A 17,309-nucleotide genomic window follows, 5' to 3' on the forward strand; every position below is an offset into this window, starting at 1 on the left:
CTTGCGCTCCTGGACCTGCGGGGTCTGCGGGCAGCTGGTGTTCTTCGAGAACACCAAGTGCCTGCGCTGCGGCAACCCGCTCGGCTTCGACTGGGCGATGCGCGAGCTGTGGACCCGGCCCGAGGAGCCGCGCTGCGCAAACTTCGACGCGATCGGATGCAACGGCCTGGCGGCCAACGCGGGCGAGCTGTGCTTCGCCTGCCGGCTCACGCGCACGCGACCCAATGACGATGACTCGATCGGCATCGGCCAGTGGGCCGACGCCGAGCGCGCCAAGCGACGGCTGCTGTTCGAGCTGGGCGAGCTGGGCCTGCCAACCGACGGCCTGTCGTTCGATTTGCTCTCCAGCGCGCACGCGCCGGTGACCACCGGGCACCTCGACGGGCTGGTCACGCTCGACCTGGCCGAGTCCGACGACGCCGAGCGCGAGCTGCGCCGCGTGCAGATGGGCGAGCCGTACCGCACGTTGTTGGGGCACATGCGCCACGAGGTCGGGCACTTCTACTTCCCCGTGTTGGTCGACACCGACGAGCGCCGCGCGATGGTGCGGGCGTGCTTCGGCGACGAGCGCGCCGATTACCAAGAGGCGCTGGACCGCCACTACGCCTCTGGCCCGCCGGCCAACTGGGCCGAGTCCTACGTGTCGGCCTACGCGACGATGCACCCGTCCGAGGACTGGGCCGAGACCTTCGCGCACGTCCTGCACCTCCACGACACGCTTCAGACCGCGCGCGAGTACGGCGTCCGCGTCGAAGGCCCGCCCGGCCGGCCGGACCTGCACGCCGAGCCGGTCGTGATCGAGGGCCAGACGGGGCTGCGCGAGGTCCTCGACGACTGGCTCGGATTGACCTACGCCTTGAACGCGCTAAACCGCTCGCTGGGCTACGACGACCTCTACCCCTTCGTGTTGACGGGGCCGGTGATCGAGAAGCTGGACCTGATCGACGACCTCGTGGCCCGGCGGCGCTAGCGCGCTACAGCCACCCCTTCGCCAGCGCCATCAGCAGCGCGTCGTTGGCGCCCTCGCCGATCTGGGTCTGAGGCGCGTCGCGCCGCAGGCGCGCGAGCTCGTCGCCGGCGGCGAAGGAGCGCGAGGCAGCCAGGCGCGCGGCGCGGTCAACGGCCCAGACGGCGGTGTCGGAGGCGACGACCTTGGCGGCGGTCGACAGCTCGCGAGCGTCCTCGGCACGGGCGTCGACGGCCTGCGCCGCCTGCGTGACCAAGGCGGAGACCGCGGCGCGGCGGGCGACGAGCTCGCCGACGCGCAGCTGGGCGTGGGTGTGATCGCCCAGGACGCCGTCGCCGATCTCGCGGCCAGTGGACTCGTCGACCGCGCAGGCCAGCGCGCGATCGATGATCCCGAGCGCCCGACAGGCGACGTTGACGCGGCCGACGTCCAGCGCGTCGAGCATCTGGCGCGCGCCCGCGCCGGACTCGTCGCCGAGGAGCTCGGCGTCCGGCGCGTGGTGGTCGGTGAAGGCGTAGGTGGCGGACTCCACACCGCGGTAGCCGAGCTTGTCGATCTCGGCGACCTGCCAGGTCGCGCTCTCCCGACCCGTCGCGGGCAGGATCACGCACGAGGGTTTGTCATCGCCCTCGACGTTGACCATCATGAAGATCACGTCGCTGGAGACGCCGCCGGCGACCCAGCGCTTGTCGCCGTCAAGAACGAGGCCTTGGTCGGCGCCTCCGCCCGCGCGCCGTGCGGTCGTCTCGATGCGGTGCAGGTCGCTGCCGGCCTGCGGCTCGGTGATGGAGAAGCTGGCCAGGACCTCCCCGCGCGCGATCGGCGGCAGCCAGCGCCGCTGCTGCTCCGGCGTGCCATGGCGGGTCAACAGCGCGGTCGCCAGGCCGGTCGGGTTGACCGCGCCGGTCAGCGAGATCCAGCCCTGGGAGAGCGTGCGCCAGGCCGGGACGAGATCGGCCACGCCGAGTCCGGGTCCGCCGAACTCGCGCGGCACCAGCGCGGCGGTGAGGCCGAGCGCGACGAGGCGCTCGTGCGCGGACGCCGGCAACGCGTCCTCCGCATCCCACGCGGCCACGTGGGGCAACACGGTGTGCTCGACGAACGCGCGCACCGCGTGGTGCAGGTGGGTGGCGTCGGGATGCAGGAGCGTCGTGCTCATGCGGCGAGCCATACCCATGTCCATGTGGTGGCCAAGCGGCCGCCAGCACCCTATGATGCGCAGCAATCGTTCGCGGTAAAGAGCCCTTGAGCAGAATCACGGAAGAACTGCTGTCGGTCGCCGAGATCGCCCAGAGGACGGGCGTGGCGGCCTCCCACGTCCGCTTCTACGAGCGCGAAGGGCTGCTGCCGACCGGCGTGCGCCGCCCCGGACGCCCGACGCGCTACCCGGCCTGCGTGGTCGAGCGCATCGAGATCATCGGCGAGGCGCGCCAAGCGGGGCTCACCCTAAGTGAGATCCGCGAGCTGTGGGCACTTCCGGCGCTGAGATTTGGCTAACCGCTGAGGACTTCTGCTAACGCGCCCGCAACGCCCGCGGCGAGGAGGACCCCGACGACCCCGCGTTTGGCGACCAGCAGCGCGACGGCGGCCGCCACGAGGATCGCGACCTGCCAGCCGTGGTCGAGCGCGAGCGCCAGCGGGACCGCCGACCCGAGGATCGCGCCGAGCGCCGCGGGCGCGGCGCCGTCGATGAACGCGCGCGCGTCGCGGTTGCGCAACAGCGCGTGGAAGCGATCGGCACCCACGACGATGAACAGGAACGAGGGCGTGAAGGCGATCAGCGCGGCGAGCAGCCCGGCACCGACGCCGCCGGCCGCATAGCCGACGACCGCGATCGTCTGCGTGACCGGGCCCGGGGTCACCTGACCGAGCGCGACCGCGTTGAGGAACTCGCTGCCGGTCATCCAATGGTGGGTGTCGACGGCGTCGCCCTGCATCAGCGGGATGATCACGAAGCCGCCGCCGTAGGAGAGCGCGCCGACCTTCAGCGCGGTCCACGCCAGGCCGCTGCCGAAGACGCCGGCGACGATCGGGACGTACGCGCTCACCGCGCGGCGGTTGATCGCCAGCGACGCCACGCCGCAGGCGAGCAGGACGAGCACGAGGTACGGGCCGACGGCCGCCGCGGCGACGGCGCCGAGCGCGATCAAGGTGATGACCTTGGGTCGGCGCCGCTCCTCCGTCGCCCGCTGCCAGCTCGGGCCGATCAGGTCCAGGCCGGCGCGCACCGCGACCGCGGCGACCGCCGCACCCGCGCCGAGGCCCGCGCCCTTCAACGCCGCGGGTGGGTCGTCGGCGAGGAAGAGCGCGGCGAGGACCAGGATCAGGACGAGGCCCGGGACGATGAAGCAGACGCCGCCGACCAGCGCGCCGACGCGCCCGCGCAGGCGGTTGGCGCAGTAGATCGACAGCTGCGTCGACGCCGGCCCGGGCAGCAGGTTCACCGCGGCGATCGCGTCCTCGAAGTCCGGCGCGGGGATCCATCCGCGGCGGGTGACGCAGAGCTCGCGCAGAAGCGCGATGTGCGCGGGCGGCCCGCCGAAGCCGACGCAGCCGATCCTTCCCCACTCGCGGGCGATCGTGGTCAGCGGAACGGATGTTGAGGAAGTCTTCAGGCTGCGCCCATCAGGTCTTCAGCTTGGCGGCCGATGATCCTGTCATGGACGCAGAGCTAACCACCGACCAGGCACGGGAGATTCACAACCTGCGCCGGCGCCACCCGGGCGCCGAGGTCCGCGTCCACGAGCGCCCGTGGGGTGTGCTCGTCGAGGTCCGGCGCCGCGGTCACGTGGTGACCCTGGAGCGCTTTGAGTTCGGCACCGGCGCCGTGATCCACGACGCGCCGATCCCGCTGCGTCGCGCGGCCTAGCGCTCCAGCCGCTCGATCGCGCGGAGCAACAGCCAGGCGCAGACTTCTTGCGAGGACATCGCGAACCCCTGGCGTGGGAGGAGGCTCAGCACCTCGCGCCGGAACGCGATCGCCGTCGTCTCCTTCGGCCGGTGGCCGGTGGCGTCGCTCAGCAACGCGACCGCCAGCGCCCCTTCGTCCCCGCACTCCCAGTGCGCGTTCAACACGCCGCGATCGTCGACGACGTCCACGCTGACGTGACCGTCCTCCTCCCAGCCCGCGACGTACAGCCGCCCCGGCTCGTCCAGCGCCGCGACCCGCGGCCGACACGCCGCACGCCTCGCGGGCAGGTCCACCTTCAGCTTCCGATCGCTGCCACTCCGTCGCCGTCGCATGCCTCGCAGCTTGCGCCCCGATCCTGAAGGCGATCGAAGGCGTTGCTGAGCGATCGCTGAGAAGCTGCGGCGTCAGCCCGCGGCAGGCTCCAGGCTCAGGCCGAACAGCGCGTCGCCGGGCGTCAGCGTCCCGCCCCCGAGGTCGGACCCGACGTTGACGCGCAGCCAGATCGGCGTCGCGGGCGGGATGGTGGCGGGGCCGTCAGCCGTGCAGCTGCGGCCGTTGGTGATCGTGCAGGAGATGAGCGGGGCGATCTCGGTCGTCTCGGACGCGTAGAGCAGGACCTCGACGTGGCCGGTGGCCGGGATCGCGTTCGTCATCCGGACCGCGAGGTGCCGGACCGTGAGCGCGCGGTCGGGCGACAGCGTGCTGACGTCGGACGGGCTGATGGCGACCGCCGTCGTGCCGGTCACCGCGCCGCGCCGGTACGCCGCCGAGCCGCTGCCCGCCGCCGGCAGGCTCGTCAGCCGACCGGTCAGCAGCGCCGAGCCGGTCGCGCCGTCGAGACCGGTGAGCCCTTGTGCGCCGGGCTCGCCCTTGGGCCCTGAGTCGCCCTTCAGCCCGGTCGCGCCAACCGCGCCGGTCGCACCGACCGCGCCCGTTGCGCCGCGTGCGCCCGTCTTCCCAGCCTTCGACGTGATGTAGGTCTTGGTCGCTTTGCTGAGCTTTGCGGGCGTCACCGCAGCCTTGCGCAGCTGCGTGGAGCCGACGCTGTTGCGCGGCAGCGCGGTCGCCGCGTAGGCCCCACCGCCGAGGGCGACGAACACGGCGACGGAGGACATCACGTTGGCGTACGTCAACCGACTGCGAAGGTTCTTCATGGCGGGCGAGCCTACTGCGACGGCGGCAGCTCCCGCTTGAGGATCTTGCCGGTCGGATTGCGCGGGAGCGTGTCGAGGAAGACGACGTCGCGCGGGACCTTGTAGCGGGCGAGATGGCCGCGGACGTGGTCGCGGACCGCGTCAGCGTCGAGGGGCTCGGCAGCCGGGTCCAGGACGACGTAGGCGGCGAGGCGCTGGCCGAACTGGTCGTCGGGGACGCCGACGACGGCGACCTCGACGATCGCGGGATGGGCGGCGAGCAGATCCTCGACCTCGCGCGGGAAGACGTTCTCGCCGCCGGAGACGATCATGTCGTCGTCGCGGCCGTCGACGAAGAGGCGACCGTCGGCATCAAGGTGGCCGACGTCGCCGGTGGACATGCGTCCGTCGACCACCGCCTTGCGCAGGCCCGCGTCGGTGTAGCCCTCCATCCGCAGCTGGGAGGCGACGAAGATGCGGCCGGTCGCGCCGGTCCCCACCGGGCGGTCCTCGTCGTCCAACAACATCAGGTCGGTGCCCATCGGCGGACGGCCCGCGGTACCGGGCGCGGCGCGGAGGTCCTGCGGCGTGGCGATCGACGCCCAGCCGGTCTCGGTCGACCCGTAGAAGTTGAAGACCACGTCGCCGAGCGCGTCCATCGCGCGCGTCGCCAGGTCGCCCGGGATCGCGGAGCCACTCAATGGGATTGCTTTGAGTGACGACAGGTCGTACTGCGCACGCGTCGTCTCGGGCAGCTGCATGATCCGCTGCAACATGGTCGGGACCATCGGCGCCGACTGCGCGCCGTGCTGCTCGATGACGCGCAGCGCTTCCTCCGGGTCGAACTTGCGCCGCAGGACGATGGTGCTCGGCAGGGCGAGCCCAAGCGTGAAGTTCAACAGCCCCCAGCCGTGGAAGAGCGGCGCGACGATGTGGTGGACCTGGCCGGCCCGGAACGGCAGGCGGTCGAGGATCCCGACGACCGCGGTCAGCGGCGCGCCCTGGCGCGACGCGCCCTTCGGCACACCGGTCGTCCCGGACGTGAGGATCACCAGACGACCGGTCTCGGCGGGCGCCAGCGGAGCACCGCGGCCGTCGCGGACGCGGCCCAGGTCGGCCAGCGTGGGACGGCTGCCGGTCTTCTCGCCCTCGCCGACGTAGCCGATGAACCGTCGTCCAGGCAGCGCGTCGTCGTCCAGCAGCGCGTCGAACTCCGCGTCGGAGATCAGCGCGACGCCGCCCTCGCGGGCCAGCGTGTCGGCGAGCTGCGGTCCGGCGAAGTCCGTGTTCAACAACAAGATGGTCGCGCCGATCTTCGAGCACGCCAGCAGCGCCTCGACGAACGCGCGCCCGTTGCGGCACAGCACGCCGACCGCCTCGCCCGGCCGGATCCCGGCGTCCAGCAGCGCGCGGCCGATCGCGTCGGTGCGACGGTCGACCTCGGCGAACGTGAGCATGCCCTGCTCGTCGTAGATATAGGGCTTGCTGCCGTAGGCGCGCGCCGCGGCGACGAAGCCCGCCGCCGGGACCGGGCCGTAGGCGCGCAGCGCGCGCGCCTTGTGCACCATCCGATCCAGGCGTGGCGTGAGGATGCCCGCGTCGACCAGCGCCTTCGCGCCGCGCGCCGCGTCGGAGAGCGCGGCGGCGGCGCTCACTGCCCCGTCCACACCGGATCGCGCTTCTCGGCGAACGCGACCGCGCCCTCGCGCGCGTCGGCGCTGATGATCACCGGCCCGGCGATCTCGCCCTGCCGCGCCCAGAAGTCGTCGCCGTCCCACGCGTCCAGCTCGTCGAGCACCAACTTGGTGGCCTTGGTCGCCAGCGGCGCGTTGGCCGCGATCTGCTCGGCCAACGCGATCGCAGCATCGAGCGCTTGACCGTTCTCCACGACGCGGTTGACCAACCCCAGCTCGTAGGCGCACGCCGCGTCGATCGGCGCGCCGGTCAGGGCCAGCTCCTTCGCCACGCCGCGCCCGACGCGCCGCGCGAGCTGCCGCAGCCCGCCGGCCACCGCGACCAACCCGCGACGCACTTCTGGGATGCCGAAGGTCGCTGAACGGCCCGCCACGATCAGGTCGCACGCGACGGCGATCTCGAAGCCGCCCGCCAGCGCCGGACCCTCGACGGCCGCGACCAGCGGCTTGTCGGAGGACTTCTGCGTGATGCCCGCGAAGCCGCGGACCGGCACGCCCGGGAACTCCCCGCGCGCGAAGGCCTTCAGATCCATGCCGGCGCTGAAGTAGCCGCCCGCGCCGGTGACGACGCCGGCGCGCAGCTCCGGATCGGCGTCCAGCTCGTCGAGCGCCGCCGCGACCTTCTGCGACATCTCCAAGTTGAAGGCATTGCGAACCTCCGGGCGATCGAAGGTGATCACCTGGACGTGGCCGCGCCGCTCGACGCGGATGGGGTCAGAGGACATCGAAGCTCCGATCGGGGTACAGGCGGACGCGGGCGCCGAGGAAGCGCTCGCCGGTCATGGCCGCCATGACGGCGGGGTCGTCGGTCTTGCCGAGCGCGCGCGTGCCGTCGTCGGCCAGCGCGAAGAGGATCCCGTAGCTCGGGGCGCCGTCGCGGTCGTAGATCAAGGTGCAGGTCTCGGCGACCGCGTCGATCTCACCGGGCTCGACGACGGCACGCGGCGTCGGCGCGTCGACCGCAGGATCCAGCGAGGCGAACGCGCGCCGCGGCGGCCGGTTGCCGTACAAGCCGAGCGCGTGCTTGGTCGCGTACCACCCCAACGCGGTGCTGAGCCCGACCGCGCCGGGAGGCGCGTCGCGGAGCTGGCGCGCGACGGCGACGATCCCGTGCGTGGCGTAGTTGTTGCCCGGGCCGCCGAAGAACGTCAGGCCACCGGTGCAGGTCAGCGGCCGCCCGGGGTCGTCGAGCGGCAGGCCCAACTCGGTGGCCGCGAGCTGCACGGCGGCCGGGAAGCAGGAGTACAGGTCGACCGGGCCGAGGTCGGCGGCGGTGATCGCCGTGTGCTCGAAGAGCGCCTCGCCGCAGGCGCGGATCGCCGGCGAGCGGTCCAGCGCGCGGCGCTCGCTCATGAACCACTCGTCGGTCGCGCGCGCGCCCGCGTGGACGTAGACCCAACGGTCTTCGGGGACGCCCAGCTCGGATGCGACCGCCGCCGAGGCCAGCACCACCGCCGCGCCCTGGTCGACCTGGATGTTGGAGTTCAACAGCTTGGTGTAGGGGAAGGTGATCTGACGGTTGGCGGCGCTCGGCGTCGCCAGCTCGTCCGTGGTGTAGGCCTTGGGCGACCACGCGGCGGGCTGCTCGGCGGCGACCGCGCTGAAGCGCGACCAGAGCCCGGCGATCGTCCGCAGGTGCTCGGCCGGCGTACGGCCCGACGCGGCGCGGATCGCGTTCTCGATCAAGGGATAGGCCATGATCGGCGCGATCATCCCGACGGCGGCCTCGGCCTCGGTGGACGCCGGCTGCTCACCTTCAAGCACCTCGTCGGCGGCGCGCTCGGGGTCGGGCGCGGGCCAGTCGGGCGCCTCGCCGGTGCGCGCCAGCCGCGCGACCGTCGAGAGCGACTCAGCGCCGCAGACGATCGCGGCATCCAGCGTCCCGGCCTGAATGCGCTCGGCAAGGACATTAACCAGCAGCTGCGGGCCGTTGCCGCCTTGCAGCGAGGACCGCAGCGTGGGGACGTCGTCGCCCAGGCCGAGGAGCTCGGCGACGCGACGGCCGGGGTCGCCGTCGGGCCACGCGGCGGGCGGCACGGCGCCAACCGCACCAACACGCTCCAGCAGCGCGGCCGCGGCCGCGCCGGAGTCCTCCAGCGCGTCGCGGACGGCCTCGGCCATCAGGGCCGCCGGCTCGGTCGAGCCCTCCTCCCCAGGGCGGCGAGCGACCTCCCCCAGGCCGATGAGGACGGGCGCGTTCGGATCGCTGACGTCGGGCATCGCGGCGGCAGGCTACACAACTGGAACGATCTGTTTCAAGAAGAACGGACTGGTTCTGGTTCGCGTCGTGTGCGACGATCTGAGACGCGATGAGCGCTGAGACCGGCCGCGTCTGGGGCGGCATGACGACCGCCGAGCGCGAGGAGCGCCGCCTCGAGCAGCTGCTCGAGGCGGGCCTCGAGGTCTTCGGCGTGCGTGGCTGGTACGGCACGACCGTGCTGGATCTGTGCCGCACCGCGAAGCTCAGCCAGCGCTACTTCTACGACCACTTCGCCAGCCGCGAGGCGCTGTTTCTTGCCGTCGTCGATCGGATCGCCGAGCACGTCGAGGCGCTGGTGCGCGTCGCCTCGACGGCCGAAGGACAAACGCCCGCCCAGCGCACCGAGGGCGTGCTGACCGCGCTAGCCGAGTACTTCACCGCCGACCCGCGGATCGTGCGTGTGGCGCTGGTCGAGTCGTTTGCGACCGAGGAGCTACGGGCGCGGCGTGCGGCGCTGCTCGCGTCGTTCTCGGCGCTGGCCGCGGGGCTGATGGCGACGCTCGAAGAAGGCGCTAACGCCGATCCGCGCAGCCTCGAGCTGAGCGCGCTGATTCTCTCCGGCGGGATCGCGGAGGCGCTGGTCGCATCGGCCAGCGGGCGCGCGCCGGCCGATGCGCGCGAGCTGGTCGCGCACCTCACGCGGCTCTACACCGCAGCCGCGGCGTTGTAGCGCGCGCGGCGCGGTGAGATGCTCGCGCCATGAGCGACATCGCGGAGCTGGCCGAGCTGCTGCACGAGACCTCGATCCGCCACGGCGCGTTCGAGGCCGTGACCCCGCCGCACGACTGGTGGGACTGGTACGCGGCCTACATGGTCGCCCGCCGCGACGGCGCGGAGCCGGACGCCGCCTCGGCAGCCGCCGACCGCTACATGGCCACCGAGAAGGGCATCGTCGCCAAGCAGGGCTGATGCCGGCCGCGCGCGATGCTCTGGAGGCGGCGCCCGCGGCGGCGTGGCTCGACGGGCCGGTGTCGCTCGGCGGCGGCGTCGTGCTGGTCGACTTCTGGACCTACTCGTGCGTGAACTGGCTGCGCACGCTGCCCTACCTGGCGGCCTGGCACGCGCGCTACGAGGAGCTCGTGGTGATCGGCGCGCACGCGCCGGAGTTCGGCTTCGAGCACGACCTTGCCAACGTCCGGCGCGCGGTCGCCGAGCTGGGTGTCGAGTACCCGGTGGTCATCGACAACGACTTCGCGATCTGGCGTTCGTTCGACAATCACTACTGGCCGGCGGCTTACCTGCTGGACGGCCGCGGCGACCTGGTCTTCCGCCACTTCGGCGAGGGCGCCTACGCGGAGACCGAGCGCGCGATCCAGGCCGCGCTGGGCCTCGACGAGCCGCTCAGCGCCGACGCCATCGTCGCCGACGGGCTCACGCTGGCCGCCGACTGGGACGCGCTGCGCTCGCCCGAGACCTACGTCGGTGCCGCCCGCGGCGAGCGCCGCACGACCGACACGCCGGGCGATCTCGCGCTCAACACCTGGTCCTTGGCCGGCGACTGGGCGATCGGCCCGGAGTCCGCCACCCTGCGCAGCGCGTCCGGCGCCATCGCCTACCGCTTCGCGGGCCGGGACCTGAACCTCGTGCTCGGCGGCCCGGCCCGCTTCACCGTCACGGTCGACGGCGCGCCACCCGGCGACGCGGCCGGCGTCGACGTTCCGCCCTCCGGAGAGGGCGAGATCACCGCGCCACGCATGTACCAGCTCATCCGCGCGCCGGGACCGACCATGGAGCGGACCGTCGAGGTCACGTTCCACGACACGGGCGCGACCGCCTACGTGTTCACGTTCGGCTGACGCCAAGTTCTACATCGTCTTGACGAGCCCACCGTCGATCACGAAGTCCGAGCCCGTGACGTTGGCGGTACGCGGCGAAGCCAACAGCGCGACGAGCGTGGCGACCTCGCGCGGCGTGCTGAAGCGCCCGGTCGGGATGCCGCCGGTGATGACCGAGTCGCGCACGTCCTGGGCCGAGCCGCCGGTCGCCGCGGCCACCGTCGCGGCCACGCCGCTGTCGCCGAGCCACAGGTCGGTCTCCACCGGCCCGGGCGAAACGTTGTTGATGCGGATGCCCTTTGGCGCCAGCTCCGCCGACAGGGCCTTGGAGAAGTTCAGCAGCGCCGCCTTCGCCGCGCCGTAGTCGATCACGCCGCCGTCGGGCTGAAAGAAAGCGTTGACCGACGCGACGTTGACGATCGCGCCCGGCTCGCCCCGGCGCACCATGTCGGCGACGACCGCGCGCGTCGCCCGGACGGCCGCGTAGAAGTTGATGTTCATGGACGACTCGAAGTCGGCGTCGTCCAAGGCGAGGAAGCCGTCGAGGCGGATGCGCGCGGCGCCGACGTTGTTGACCAAGATGTCGACGCGACCGTGCGTGGAGACCGCGAGGTCGACCAGGCGGCCCGGGCCGTCCGACGAGGCGAGGTCGACGTCGAGCGCGGTCACGCCGTCGAGCCCACGCAGCGGCTCCGCGTTGCGCGCGCCGGCCACGACGCGCGCGCCTTCTGCCAGCAGCTCGTGGACGACGGCAAGGCCAATGCCTTTGCTGCCTCCGGTGACGACGGCGACACGATCGGCGAGTTCCAGGTCCATGGCGGTGACGCTATCGGCCCTGTCCAACGACGAAGGGCGCGACCGCGAGCGGCCGCGCCCCTTGGCGCCGGGGGAGGTGAGAGGTCTTCGGGGTTCGGGAGGTCAGTGCCCGCCGGCGCGCGCGTGGCGGGGCAGCCAGGCGACGGTCAACGCGGCCGCAGCTAGGAGGCCGACCGAGACCAGGAGCGCGTGGTCGGCTGCGCCGACGAAGGCGGCGGGACCGTGAGCCGCGCCGACGGCGTCGAAGAGGACGGTGCCGACGATCGCGATCCCGATCGACATGCCGAGCTGCTGGATCGACTCGAGCAGGCCGGAGGCGGAGCCGAGCTGGTGGGGTTCGACGCCGGCCAGGACGACGTCGAACATCGGCATGAAGATCATGCCCATCCCGAAGCCGGTCACCGCGAGCGGCGCGGCGACGTCCCAGGCGCTCAGCTCGGCGCCCTGGGCGCGGAGCACGAGGTCGACCGCGACCAGCCCGGCGGCCATCGTCCCCAGGCCGATCCACAACACGATCCGGCCGAGCTTGGCGACCAGGACCGCCGAGGAGATCGAGCCGCCGATCGCGGCCAGCGGGATCGCGCAGGTGGCGATGCCGCAGGCCAGCGGCGAGAAGCCGAGGCCGTTCTGGAACATCACGTTCAAGGCCAACACCATCCCGCCCATCGCGCCGATGAACGTCGCGACCAGCGCGAGGCCGCTGACGTATGGGCGACGGCGCAGCAGCGACGGCTCGACCAAGGTGGTGGCCTTGTTGCGGTGACGGCGCGCCTGGAGCGCCGCGAACGCGCCCAGCAGCGCCAGGCCGCCGATCGGCATCGCCACGCACCACGCCGGCCAGCCCAGCTCGCGACCTTCGACCAGCGGGTAGACGATCGCGAAGCCGCCGGCCATTGCCAACAGCACGCTCGGCAGGTCGAGGCGCCCGCCCGGCGCGACCGGCGCGGTGTCCGGAAGCGCGCGGCGGCCGATCGCCAACGCCGCCAGGCCGACCGGCACGTTGATGAGGAAGATCGCGCGCCAGCCGGTGTTCAAGATGTCCGCGTCGACGATCGCGCCGCCGAGCAGCGGGCCGGCGACGGCCGCCAACCCCATCACCGGACCGAAGATCGCAAACGCGCGCTGCTGGCCTTCGTCGCCGAACAGCTCGCGGATGAGACCGAAGCACTGCGGGACCATCACCGCCGCGGCGAGGCCTTGCAGCGCGCGGGCGCCGATCAGCGCGTCGGGCGACGGCGCGACCGCGCAGAGGACCGAGATGAAGGTGAACGCGGCCATGCCGCCGAGCAGGACGCGACGCCGGCCGAGCAGGTCGCCGAGGCGCCCGCCGAGCAGCAGCCCGGTCGCCATCGCCAACGTGTAGGCCGCGGTCACCCACTCGATCGTCGCGTACGAGCCGCCGAGGTCGAGGCGGATCGCGGGCGCGGCGGTCTGGGCGATCGTCGCGTCGAGGAGGTCCATGACCGACGCGGCCAGGACGACGGCGAAGCCGGTCCAGACGGCGCGGGCGGCGGCGGGCGAAGCCTGTGCGCGGGCGGGCTCGGTGGCGACGGTGGCAGCGTCGCCGGCCAGCGTGGCAGGGGGTTCGAGGGTCGTGGAGGTCATGCCGAGAGGCTCTCGTTCAATGCGGTCAGTTTCTGTCCGCATGACTTCTTATGCGGTCAATTTGAGTCCGCATGGTCTGGCACCATGCGAAGCACGATGGTTCAGACCTCCGCTCGCCTGTTGGCGCTCCTCTCGCTGCTCCAGACGCGGCGCGAGTGGAGCGGTCCCGAACTGGCCGACCGCCTCGAGGTCGGCTCGCGCACGATCCGCCGCGACGTCGAGAAGCTGCGGTCGCTCGGCTACCCGATCGAGGCCGCGCCGGGTATCGCGGGCGGCTACCGACTGGGCGCTGGCGCCGAGCTGCCGCCGCTGCTGCTCGACGACGCCGAGGCGGTCGCCGTCGCGGTCGGGCTGCGCTCCACGGCCGCCGGGTCGATCGCCGGGATGGAGGAGACCGCGATCCGCACGCTGGCCAAGCTGGAGCAGGTGCTGCCCGAGCGCCTGCGCCGCCGCGTGCGCGCGCTCGGCGACGCGACGAGCGCGTTCGCGGTGGAAGGGCCGCGGATCGACGCGGACACGCTGGCGACGATCGCGGGCGCGGCGCGAGACGGCGAGCGCCTGCGGTTCGCCTACAAGGCCAAGGACGACGCGAGCACGCGCCGGACCGTCGAGCCGGCGGCGATCGTCCACACCGGCTACCGCTGGTACTTGGTCGCCTGGGACCTCGATCGCGACGACTGGCGCACATTCCGCGTCGACCGCATCGCCGGACGCGTCGGCGCCGCGGGGCGCGGCACGCGTCGTGAAGTCCCCGGCGGCGACCCCGCCGCCTACGTCCGCCGCGCGATCCGCGCTCAGGACGCAGAAGCGGTCCGCGGTCGTGTGCGGCTATCCGCGCCCGCCGCGCTGATGGAGCGCCGCGTGCCCGGCCGCTACGCGACCGTCGAACCCGACGGCGACGACCACTGCGTCGTTACGACCACCGCGGGCTGGTCGCCGCAGTTCGTGGTCTGGATGGCGACGCTCGACGTCGACCTCGAAGTGCTCGGCCCGCCGGAGCTGGCGACGATGGCGCAGCAGATCGCGGCGCGGCTCAGAGCACCACGGTGATCGTGAAGCTCTGAGGGGCGCTGGTGTCGGCGCCGCCGTTGGCGGTGCCGCCGGTGTCGACCGCGCGGACGGTCACGGTCGCGGTGCCGAGGGCGAAGGTGGGCTGGTAGACGAGCGTGCCGTCGGGGTCGACGCGAGGCTGGACGGCGAACAGGCCCGGGTTGGTGTTGGTCACCGTGAAGGCGACCGTCTGCCCGCTCTCGTTCGCCGGACCCGGCGAGATGGCGGTGGCCCAGCCCGCGATGCTCTGCAGGGAGCCGTTGAGGACGATGCCCTGGTTGCCGCCGGCGGCGAAGGAGGGCGCGTCGTTGACGGGCGTCACGGTCAACATGAAGGTCTGCGCCGCGCTGGTGTCGACGCCGCCGTTGGCGGTGCCGCCGTCGTCGGTCACGCGGACGGTGACGGTCGTGGCACCGTTGGCGTTCGCGGCCGGCGTGAAGGTCAGTGAGCCGCCCGGGGAGACCGCGGGCGCGGCGGAGAAGAGCGCGGCGAAGGGGTTGGTCACCAGGAACGAGACGGCCTGCGCGTCCTCTTCGGGCGAGGGTCCGGCCGAGATGCCCGTCGCCCAGCCGGAGACGCTCGACGAGCCAGAGTCCTCCAACACGGTCTGGTCGGCGCCGCCGGTGAACGACGGCGCGCGGTTGGGCGCCTGGATGGTGATGGTCAACGTCTGCGGCGCGCTGGTGTCGTCGCCGCCGTTGGCCGTGCCGCCGTCGTCGACCGCGCGCACCGTGACCGTCGCGACGCCGTGGGCGCCGGCGGCGGGCGTGAAGGTCAGCGTCCCGCCCGGGGAGATCGCGGGCTGGGCGCTGAACAGCGAGGGCTCGTCGTTGTTGGCCATGAACGACACGGACTGGCCGCTCTCGTCGGCGGCGCCGGGCGAGATGCCGCTCGCCCATCCGGAGACGCTCGCCGCTCCGGAGCTCTCCGGCACGGTCTGGTCGGCGCCGGCGGTGAAGCGCGGCGCGTCGTTGACCGATGTAATGGTGATGGTGATGGTCTGCGGGGCGCTGGTGTCCTCGCCGCCGTTGGCCGTGCCGCCGTCGTCGACCGCACGGACCGTGACGGTCGCGGTGCCGTGCGCGTCGGGCGCGGGCGTGAAGGTCAGCGTGCCCGCGGGGCTCACCGCCGGCTGCGCGCTGAACAGCGCGTGGTCGTCGTTGTCCACCGTGAACGTGACGGCCTGGCCGCTCTCGTCCGCCGGGCCGGGCGCGACGCTCATCGCCCAGCCGGGGAAGACGTGCGCGCCGGCGTCCTCGGGCAGGGTCTGCGCGGCGCCGGCGGTGAAGCGCGGGGCGTCGTTGACGGAGGTGATGGTGATCGTGAACGTCTGCGGCGCGCTGGTGTCGTCGCCGCCGGCGGCGGTGCCGCCGTCGTCGACCGCGCGCACCGTGACGGTCGCGGTGCCGTGCGCGTCGGGCGCGGGCGTGAAGGTCAAGGTGCCGGCGGGGGTCACCGCGGGCTGGGCGCTGAAGAGCCCGTGGTCGTCGTTGTCCACCGTGAACGTGACGGCCTGGCCGCTCTCGAACGGGCCGGGGTCGACGTCGCTCGCCCAGCCGGGCGTCGCGCTGGGGCCGGAGTCCTCGGCGACCGTGCGGTCGGCGCCGGCCGCGAACGACGGAGCGTGGTTGGGCACCGGCGCGACGGGCGTGAGGACGACGGGCGTCGGCGCGGGTGTCGGCGTCGGCGCCGGCTCGGGCGCCGACGCGACGGGCGTGGGCGTCAGCGGCGGCAGCGTCTCGGGCGCGACGGGCGTCGCCGGGACGGCGTCGGCGGACGTGGGCAGCGGCGTCTCGGCCGGCTCCGGCGCGCTCGGCGTCGGCGTCGGCGTCGGCGTCGGCGTCGCGGGCGTGCTCGGCGCGGGCGTCGGCGTCACCGGCGGCAGCGTCATCGGGTCCTGCGGCATCACCGGCGCGTCGGCGGGCACCGTCTGCCCGTCGTCCGCCGCGCGCCGCGTCCGGTGCCGGGCGACCGCCTCGCGCGCCGGCTCGGCGCGCGTGACCTCCGCCGCCTGCTGGATCACCGCGGGGCGCGCCGCCAGCGCTTGGGCCTCGTGGCCCGGCGTCGCCGTTCCCGCCAGGCCGCTCGCGGTCGTCGCGACGATCAGGCCCGCGGCGCCCCAGACCGTGTTGGCCACCGAGGCGATCGGCAGCCGCCCGAGGATCGGCAGGTGTGCCAGCCACGACAGCGGCCCCATCACGAGCCGCATCCGGCCGAGCGACACGTTCAAGAATGCCCGCACCAGCCGCGGGTCGAACTGCGCGCCGGCGCAGCGGGCGATCTCCTCACGCCCGGCCGTCGGCGAGCCCGGGTCCTTGTAGGAGCGCGCCGAGGTGATCACGTCGAAGACGTCGGCGATCGCGACGATCCGCCCCGGCAGCGGGATCTCCTCGCCCGCGACGCCGCGCGGGTAGCCCTCACCGTCCCAGCGCTCGTGGTGGTAGCCGACCGCGTCGGCCCACTCGCCGAGCCACGGCCGCATCGGCTCGATCAGCGTCTCGCCGTAGAGCGGATGGCGCTTGAGCTGCTGCCACTCCTCCTCCGACGGCCGCCCGGGCTTGTTCAGGATCTCGGTCGCGACCTCGAGCTTGCCGATGTCGTGCAGCAGCGCCGCCCAGTTGAGCTGGTCCAGCTCGGAGTCAGACAGACCCAGCTCGCGCCCGATCATCACCGCGTAGCCGCGGACGCGCTCGGAGTGCCCGCGCGTGATCCGGTCGTGCGCGCTCAGCGTCGCGACGAGCGTCAGCAGCAGCCGCGCGGCCTCGGCGGGCGTGCCCGCGTTGGCGGCCTGCCGCGTGAGCGCGAGGCGCTCCTCGAGCTGGTTGACCCGCCCGGAGTCCATCGCCGCCTTGAACCGCGACGGCGCCTGGTCGGGGAAGACGAGCGAGAGCTGCAACAACGCGGCCAGCGGCAGCAGCCGCCGCGCGACGCGGTCGACCACCCACATGACGAGGCTGCCCGCCGCGCTCAGCCCGATCCACCAGAGCACGAAGCCCACCGTGCCGTCCGGCGCGGGCACCGCCTTGCTCGCCAGCCAGACGAACAGCACCGACGCTGCGAACGGCAGCACGAACACGCTGGCACGGATCAGCCTCGCG

17 protein-coding genes are annotated in these 17,309 nt (G+C 73.2%); 7 read left to right on the forward strand and 10 right to left on the reverse strand.

The features are described from left to right. Position 1: 1 nt before the first annotated feature. On the forward strand, positions 2 to 970 hold the full coding sequence (locus tag ACT01A_RS09985; protein WP_445152098.1) for a zinc-binding metallopeptidase family protein: 969 nt from the start codon (positions 2 to 4) through the stop codon (positions 968 to 970). A gap of 4 nt (positions 971 to 974) precedes the next feature. On the opposite strand, the gene ACT01A_RS09990 is transcribed toward ACT01A_RS09985, so the two are convergent. Then, positions 975 to 2,126, reverse strand: a complete 1,152-nt coding sequence (locus tag ACT01A_RS09990; RefSeq protein WP_445152099.1) for an acyl-CoA dehydrogenase family protein — start codon at positions 2,124 to 2,126, stop codon at positions 975 to 977. Positions 2,127 to 2,212: 86 nt separating this feature from the next. On the opposite strand from ACT01A_RS09990, the gene ACT01A_RS09995 reads away from it, so the two are divergent. Beyond that, on the forward strand, positions 2,213 to 2,464 hold the full coding sequence (locus ACT01A_RS09995; RefSeq protein WP_445152100.1) for a MerR family transcriptional regulator: 252 nt from the start codon (positions 2,213 to 2,215) through the stop codon (positions 2,462 to 2,464). On the opposite strand, the gene ACT01A_RS10000 is transcribed toward ACT01A_RS09995, so the two are convergent. After that, positions 2,461 to 3,582 (reverse strand): chromate transporter, encoded by a 1,122-nt coding sequence (locus tag ACT01A_RS10000; protein ID WP_445152819.1) that lies wholly within the window; start codon positions 3,580 to 3,582, stop codon positions 2,461 to 2,463. The two genes, ACT01A_RS09995 and ACT01A_RS10000, sit on opposite strands and share 4 nt — an antisense overlap. A 44-nt stretch (positions 3,583 to 3,626) precedes the next feature. On the opposite strand from ACT01A_RS10000, the gene ACT01A_RS10005 reads away from it, so the two are divergent. Continuing rightward, positions 3,627 to 3,836 carry a hypothetical protein gene (locus ACT01A_RS10005; RefSeq protein WP_445152101.1) on the forward strand — a complete coding sequence of 70 codons (210 nt, stop codon included), beginning with the start codon at positions 3,627 to 3,629 and terminating at the stop codon, positions 3,834 to 3,836. On the opposite strand, the gene ACT01A_RS10010 is transcribed toward ACT01A_RS10005, so the two are convergent. The 5 genes from ACT01A_RS10010 to ACT01A_RS10030 all read right to left on the reverse strand — a co-directional run bounded on the left by ACT01A_RS10010 (position 3,833) and on the right by ACT01A_RS10030 (position 8,925). After that, positions 3,833 to 4,210 carry a hypothetical protein gene (locus ACT01A_RS10010; RefSeq protein ID WP_445152102.1) on the reverse strand — a complete coding sequence of 126 codons (378 nt, stop codon included), beginning with the start codon at positions 4,208 to 4,210 and terminating at the stop codon, positions 3,833 to 3,835. The two genes, ACT01A_RS10005 and ACT01A_RS10010, sit on opposite strands and share 4 nt — an antisense overlap. Positions 4,211 to 4,282: 72 nt before the next feature. After that, entirely contained in the window at positions 4,283 to 5,032 is a 750-nt protein-coding gene (locus ACT01A_RS10015; protein WP_445152103.1) for a collagen-like triple helix repeat-containing protein, read from the reverse strand. An 11-nt stretch (positions 5,033 to 5,043) separates the two neighbouring features. Next, on the reverse strand, positions 5,044 to 6,666 hold the full coding sequence (locus ACT01A_RS10020; RefSeq protein ID WP_445152104.1) for an AMP-binding protein: 1,623 nt from the start codon (positions 6,664 to 6,666) through the stop codon (positions 5,044 to 5,046). Beyond that, on the reverse strand, positions 6,663 to 7,430 hold the full coding sequence (locus tag ACT01A_RS10025; RefSeq protein ID WP_445152105.1) for a crotonase/enoyl-CoA hydratase family protein: 768 nt from the start codon (positions 7,428 to 7,430) through the stop codon (positions 6,663 to 6,665). The genes ACT01A_RS10020 and ACT01A_RS10025 overlap by 4 nt, the downstream gene beginning before the upstream one ends. Beyond that, positions 7,420 to 8,925, reverse strand: a complete 1,506-nt coding sequence (locus ACT01A_RS10030; RefSeq protein WP_445152106.1) for an acetyl-CoA acetyltransferase — start codon at positions 8,923 to 8,925, stop codon at positions 7,420 to 7,422. The genes ACT01A_RS10025 and ACT01A_RS10030 overlap by 11 nt, the downstream gene beginning before the upstream one ends. 89 nt (positions 8,926 to 9,014) lie before the next feature. Between ACT01A_RS10030 and ACT01A_RS10035 the strand changes: the two genes are divergently transcribed. The 3 genes from ACT01A_RS10035 to ACT01A_RS10045 are packed head-to-tail and all read left to right on the forward strand — an operon-like array spanning position 9,015 to position 10,761. Continuing rightward, positions 9,015 to 9,635: a TetR/AcrR family transcriptional regulator gene (locus ACT01A_RS10035; protein ID WP_445152107.1), complete on the forward strand. Its 621-nt coding sequence runs from the start codon at positions 9,015 to 9,017 to the stop codon at positions 9,633 to 9,635. Positions 9,636 to 9,664: 29 nt separating this feature from the next. Continuing rightward, the gene (locus ACT01A_RS10040; protein ID WP_445152108.1) at positions 9,665 to 9,874 is read left to right on the forward strand and encodes a bleomycin resistance protein; all 210 of its coding nucleotides are present in this window, start codon (positions 9,665 to 9,667) and stop codon (positions 9,872 to 9,874) included. Then, entirely contained in the window at positions 9,874 to 10,761 is an 888-nt protein-coding gene (locus ACT01A_RS10045; protein WP_445152109.1) for a thioredoxin, read from the forward strand. The genes ACT01A_RS10040 and ACT01A_RS10045 overlap by 1 nt, the downstream gene beginning before the upstream one ends. 9 nt (positions 10,762 to 10,770) lie before the next feature. Here the strand turns inward: ACT01A_RS10045 and ACT01A_RS10050 are convergent, their stop codons facing one another. Then, positions 10,771 to 11,556: an oxidoreductase gene (locus ACT01A_RS10050; protein WP_445152110.1), complete on the reverse strand. Its 786-nt coding sequence runs from the start codon at positions 11,554 to 11,556 to the stop codon at positions 10,771 to 10,773. Positions 11,557 to 11,658: 102 nt separating this feature from the next. Beyond that, positions 11,659 to 13,161 (reverse strand): MFS transporter, encoded by a 1,503-nt coding sequence (locus ACT01A_RS10055; protein WP_445152111.1) that lies wholly within the window; start codon positions 13,159 to 13,161, stop codon positions 11,659 to 11,661. A 96-nt stretch (positions 13,162 to 13,257) separates the two neighbouring features. On the opposite strand from ACT01A_RS10055, the gene ACT01A_RS10060 reads away from it, so the two are divergent. Next, positions 13,258 to 14,211: a helix-turn-helix transcriptional regulator gene (locus tag ACT01A_RS10060; RefSeq protein WP_445152112.1), complete on the forward strand. Its 954-nt coding sequence runs from the start codon at positions 13,258 to 13,260 to the stop codon at positions 14,209 to 14,211. On the opposite strand, the gene ACT01A_RS10065 is transcribed toward ACT01A_RS10060, so the two are convergent. Continuing rightward, positions 14,195 to 17,287, reverse strand: coding sequence for an HD domain-containing phosphohydrolase (locus ACT01A_RS10065; RefSeq protein ID WP_445152113.1), 3,093 nt, complete (start codon positions 17,285 to 17,287; stop codon positions 14,195 to 14,197). The genes ACT01A_RS10060 and ACT01A_RS10065 overlap by 17 nt on opposite strands. Positions 17,288 to 17,309: the final 22 nt, after the last annotated feature.

This window comes from Baekduia sp. Peel2402 (genome assembly GCF_052567285.1).

What these genes read in the sequence shown, in the direction of transcription:
- ACT01A_RS09990 (WP_445152099.1), bottom strand. Translation starts at nt 2,126, where the DNA reads ATGAGCACGACGCTCCTGCATCCCGACGCCACCCACCTGCACCACGCG.
- ACT01A_RS10005 (WP_445152101.1), top strand. Translation starts at nt 3,627, where the DNA reads ATGGACGCAGAGCTAACCACCGACCAGGCACGGGAGATTCACAACCTG.
- ACT01A_RS10010 (WP_445152102.1), bottom strand. Translation starts at nt 4,210, where the DNA reads ATGCGACGGCGACGGAGTGGCAGCGATCGGAAGCTGAAGGTGGACCTG.
- ACT01A_RS10015 (WP_445152103.1), bottom strand. Translation starts at nt 5,032, where the DNA reads ATGAAGAACCTTCGCAGTCGGTTGACGTACGCCAACGTGATGTCCTCC.
- ACT01A_RS10025 (WP_445152105.1), bottom strand. Translation starts at nt 7,430, where the DNA reads ATGTCCTCTGACCCCATCCGCGTCGAGCGGCGCGGCCACGTCCAGGTG.
- ACT01A_RS10030 (WP_445152106.1), bottom strand. Translation starts at nt 8,925, where the DNA reads ATGCCCGACGTCAGCGATCCGAACGCGCCCGTCCTCATCGGCCTGGGG.
- ACT01A_RS10035 (WP_445152107.1), top strand. Translation starts at nt 9,015, where the DNA reads ATGAGCGCTGAGACCGGCCGCGTCTGGGGCGGCATGACGACCGCCGAG.
- ACT01A_RS10040 (WP_445152108.1), top strand. Translation starts at nt 9,665, where the DNA reads ATGAGCGACATCGCGGAGCTGGCCGAGCTGCTGCACGAGACCTCGATC.
- ACT01A_RS10045 (WP_445152109.1), top strand. Translation starts at nt 9,874, where the DNA reads ATGCCGGCCGCGCGCGATGCTCTGGAGGCGGCGCCCGCGGCGGCGTGG.
- ACT01A_RS10050 (WP_445152110.1), bottom strand. Translation starts at nt 11,556, where the DNA reads ATGGACCTGGAACTCGCCGATCGTGTCGCCGTCGTCACCGGAGGCAGC.
- ACT01A_RS10055 (WP_445152111.1), bottom strand. Translation starts at nt 13,161, where the DNA reads ATGACCTCCACGACCCTCGAACCCCCTGCCACGCTGGCCGGCGACGCT.
- ACT01A_RS10060 (WP_445152112.1), top strand. Translation starts at nt 13,258, where the DNA reads ATGGTTCAGACCTCCGCTCGCCTGTTGGCGCTCCTCTCGCTGCTCCAG.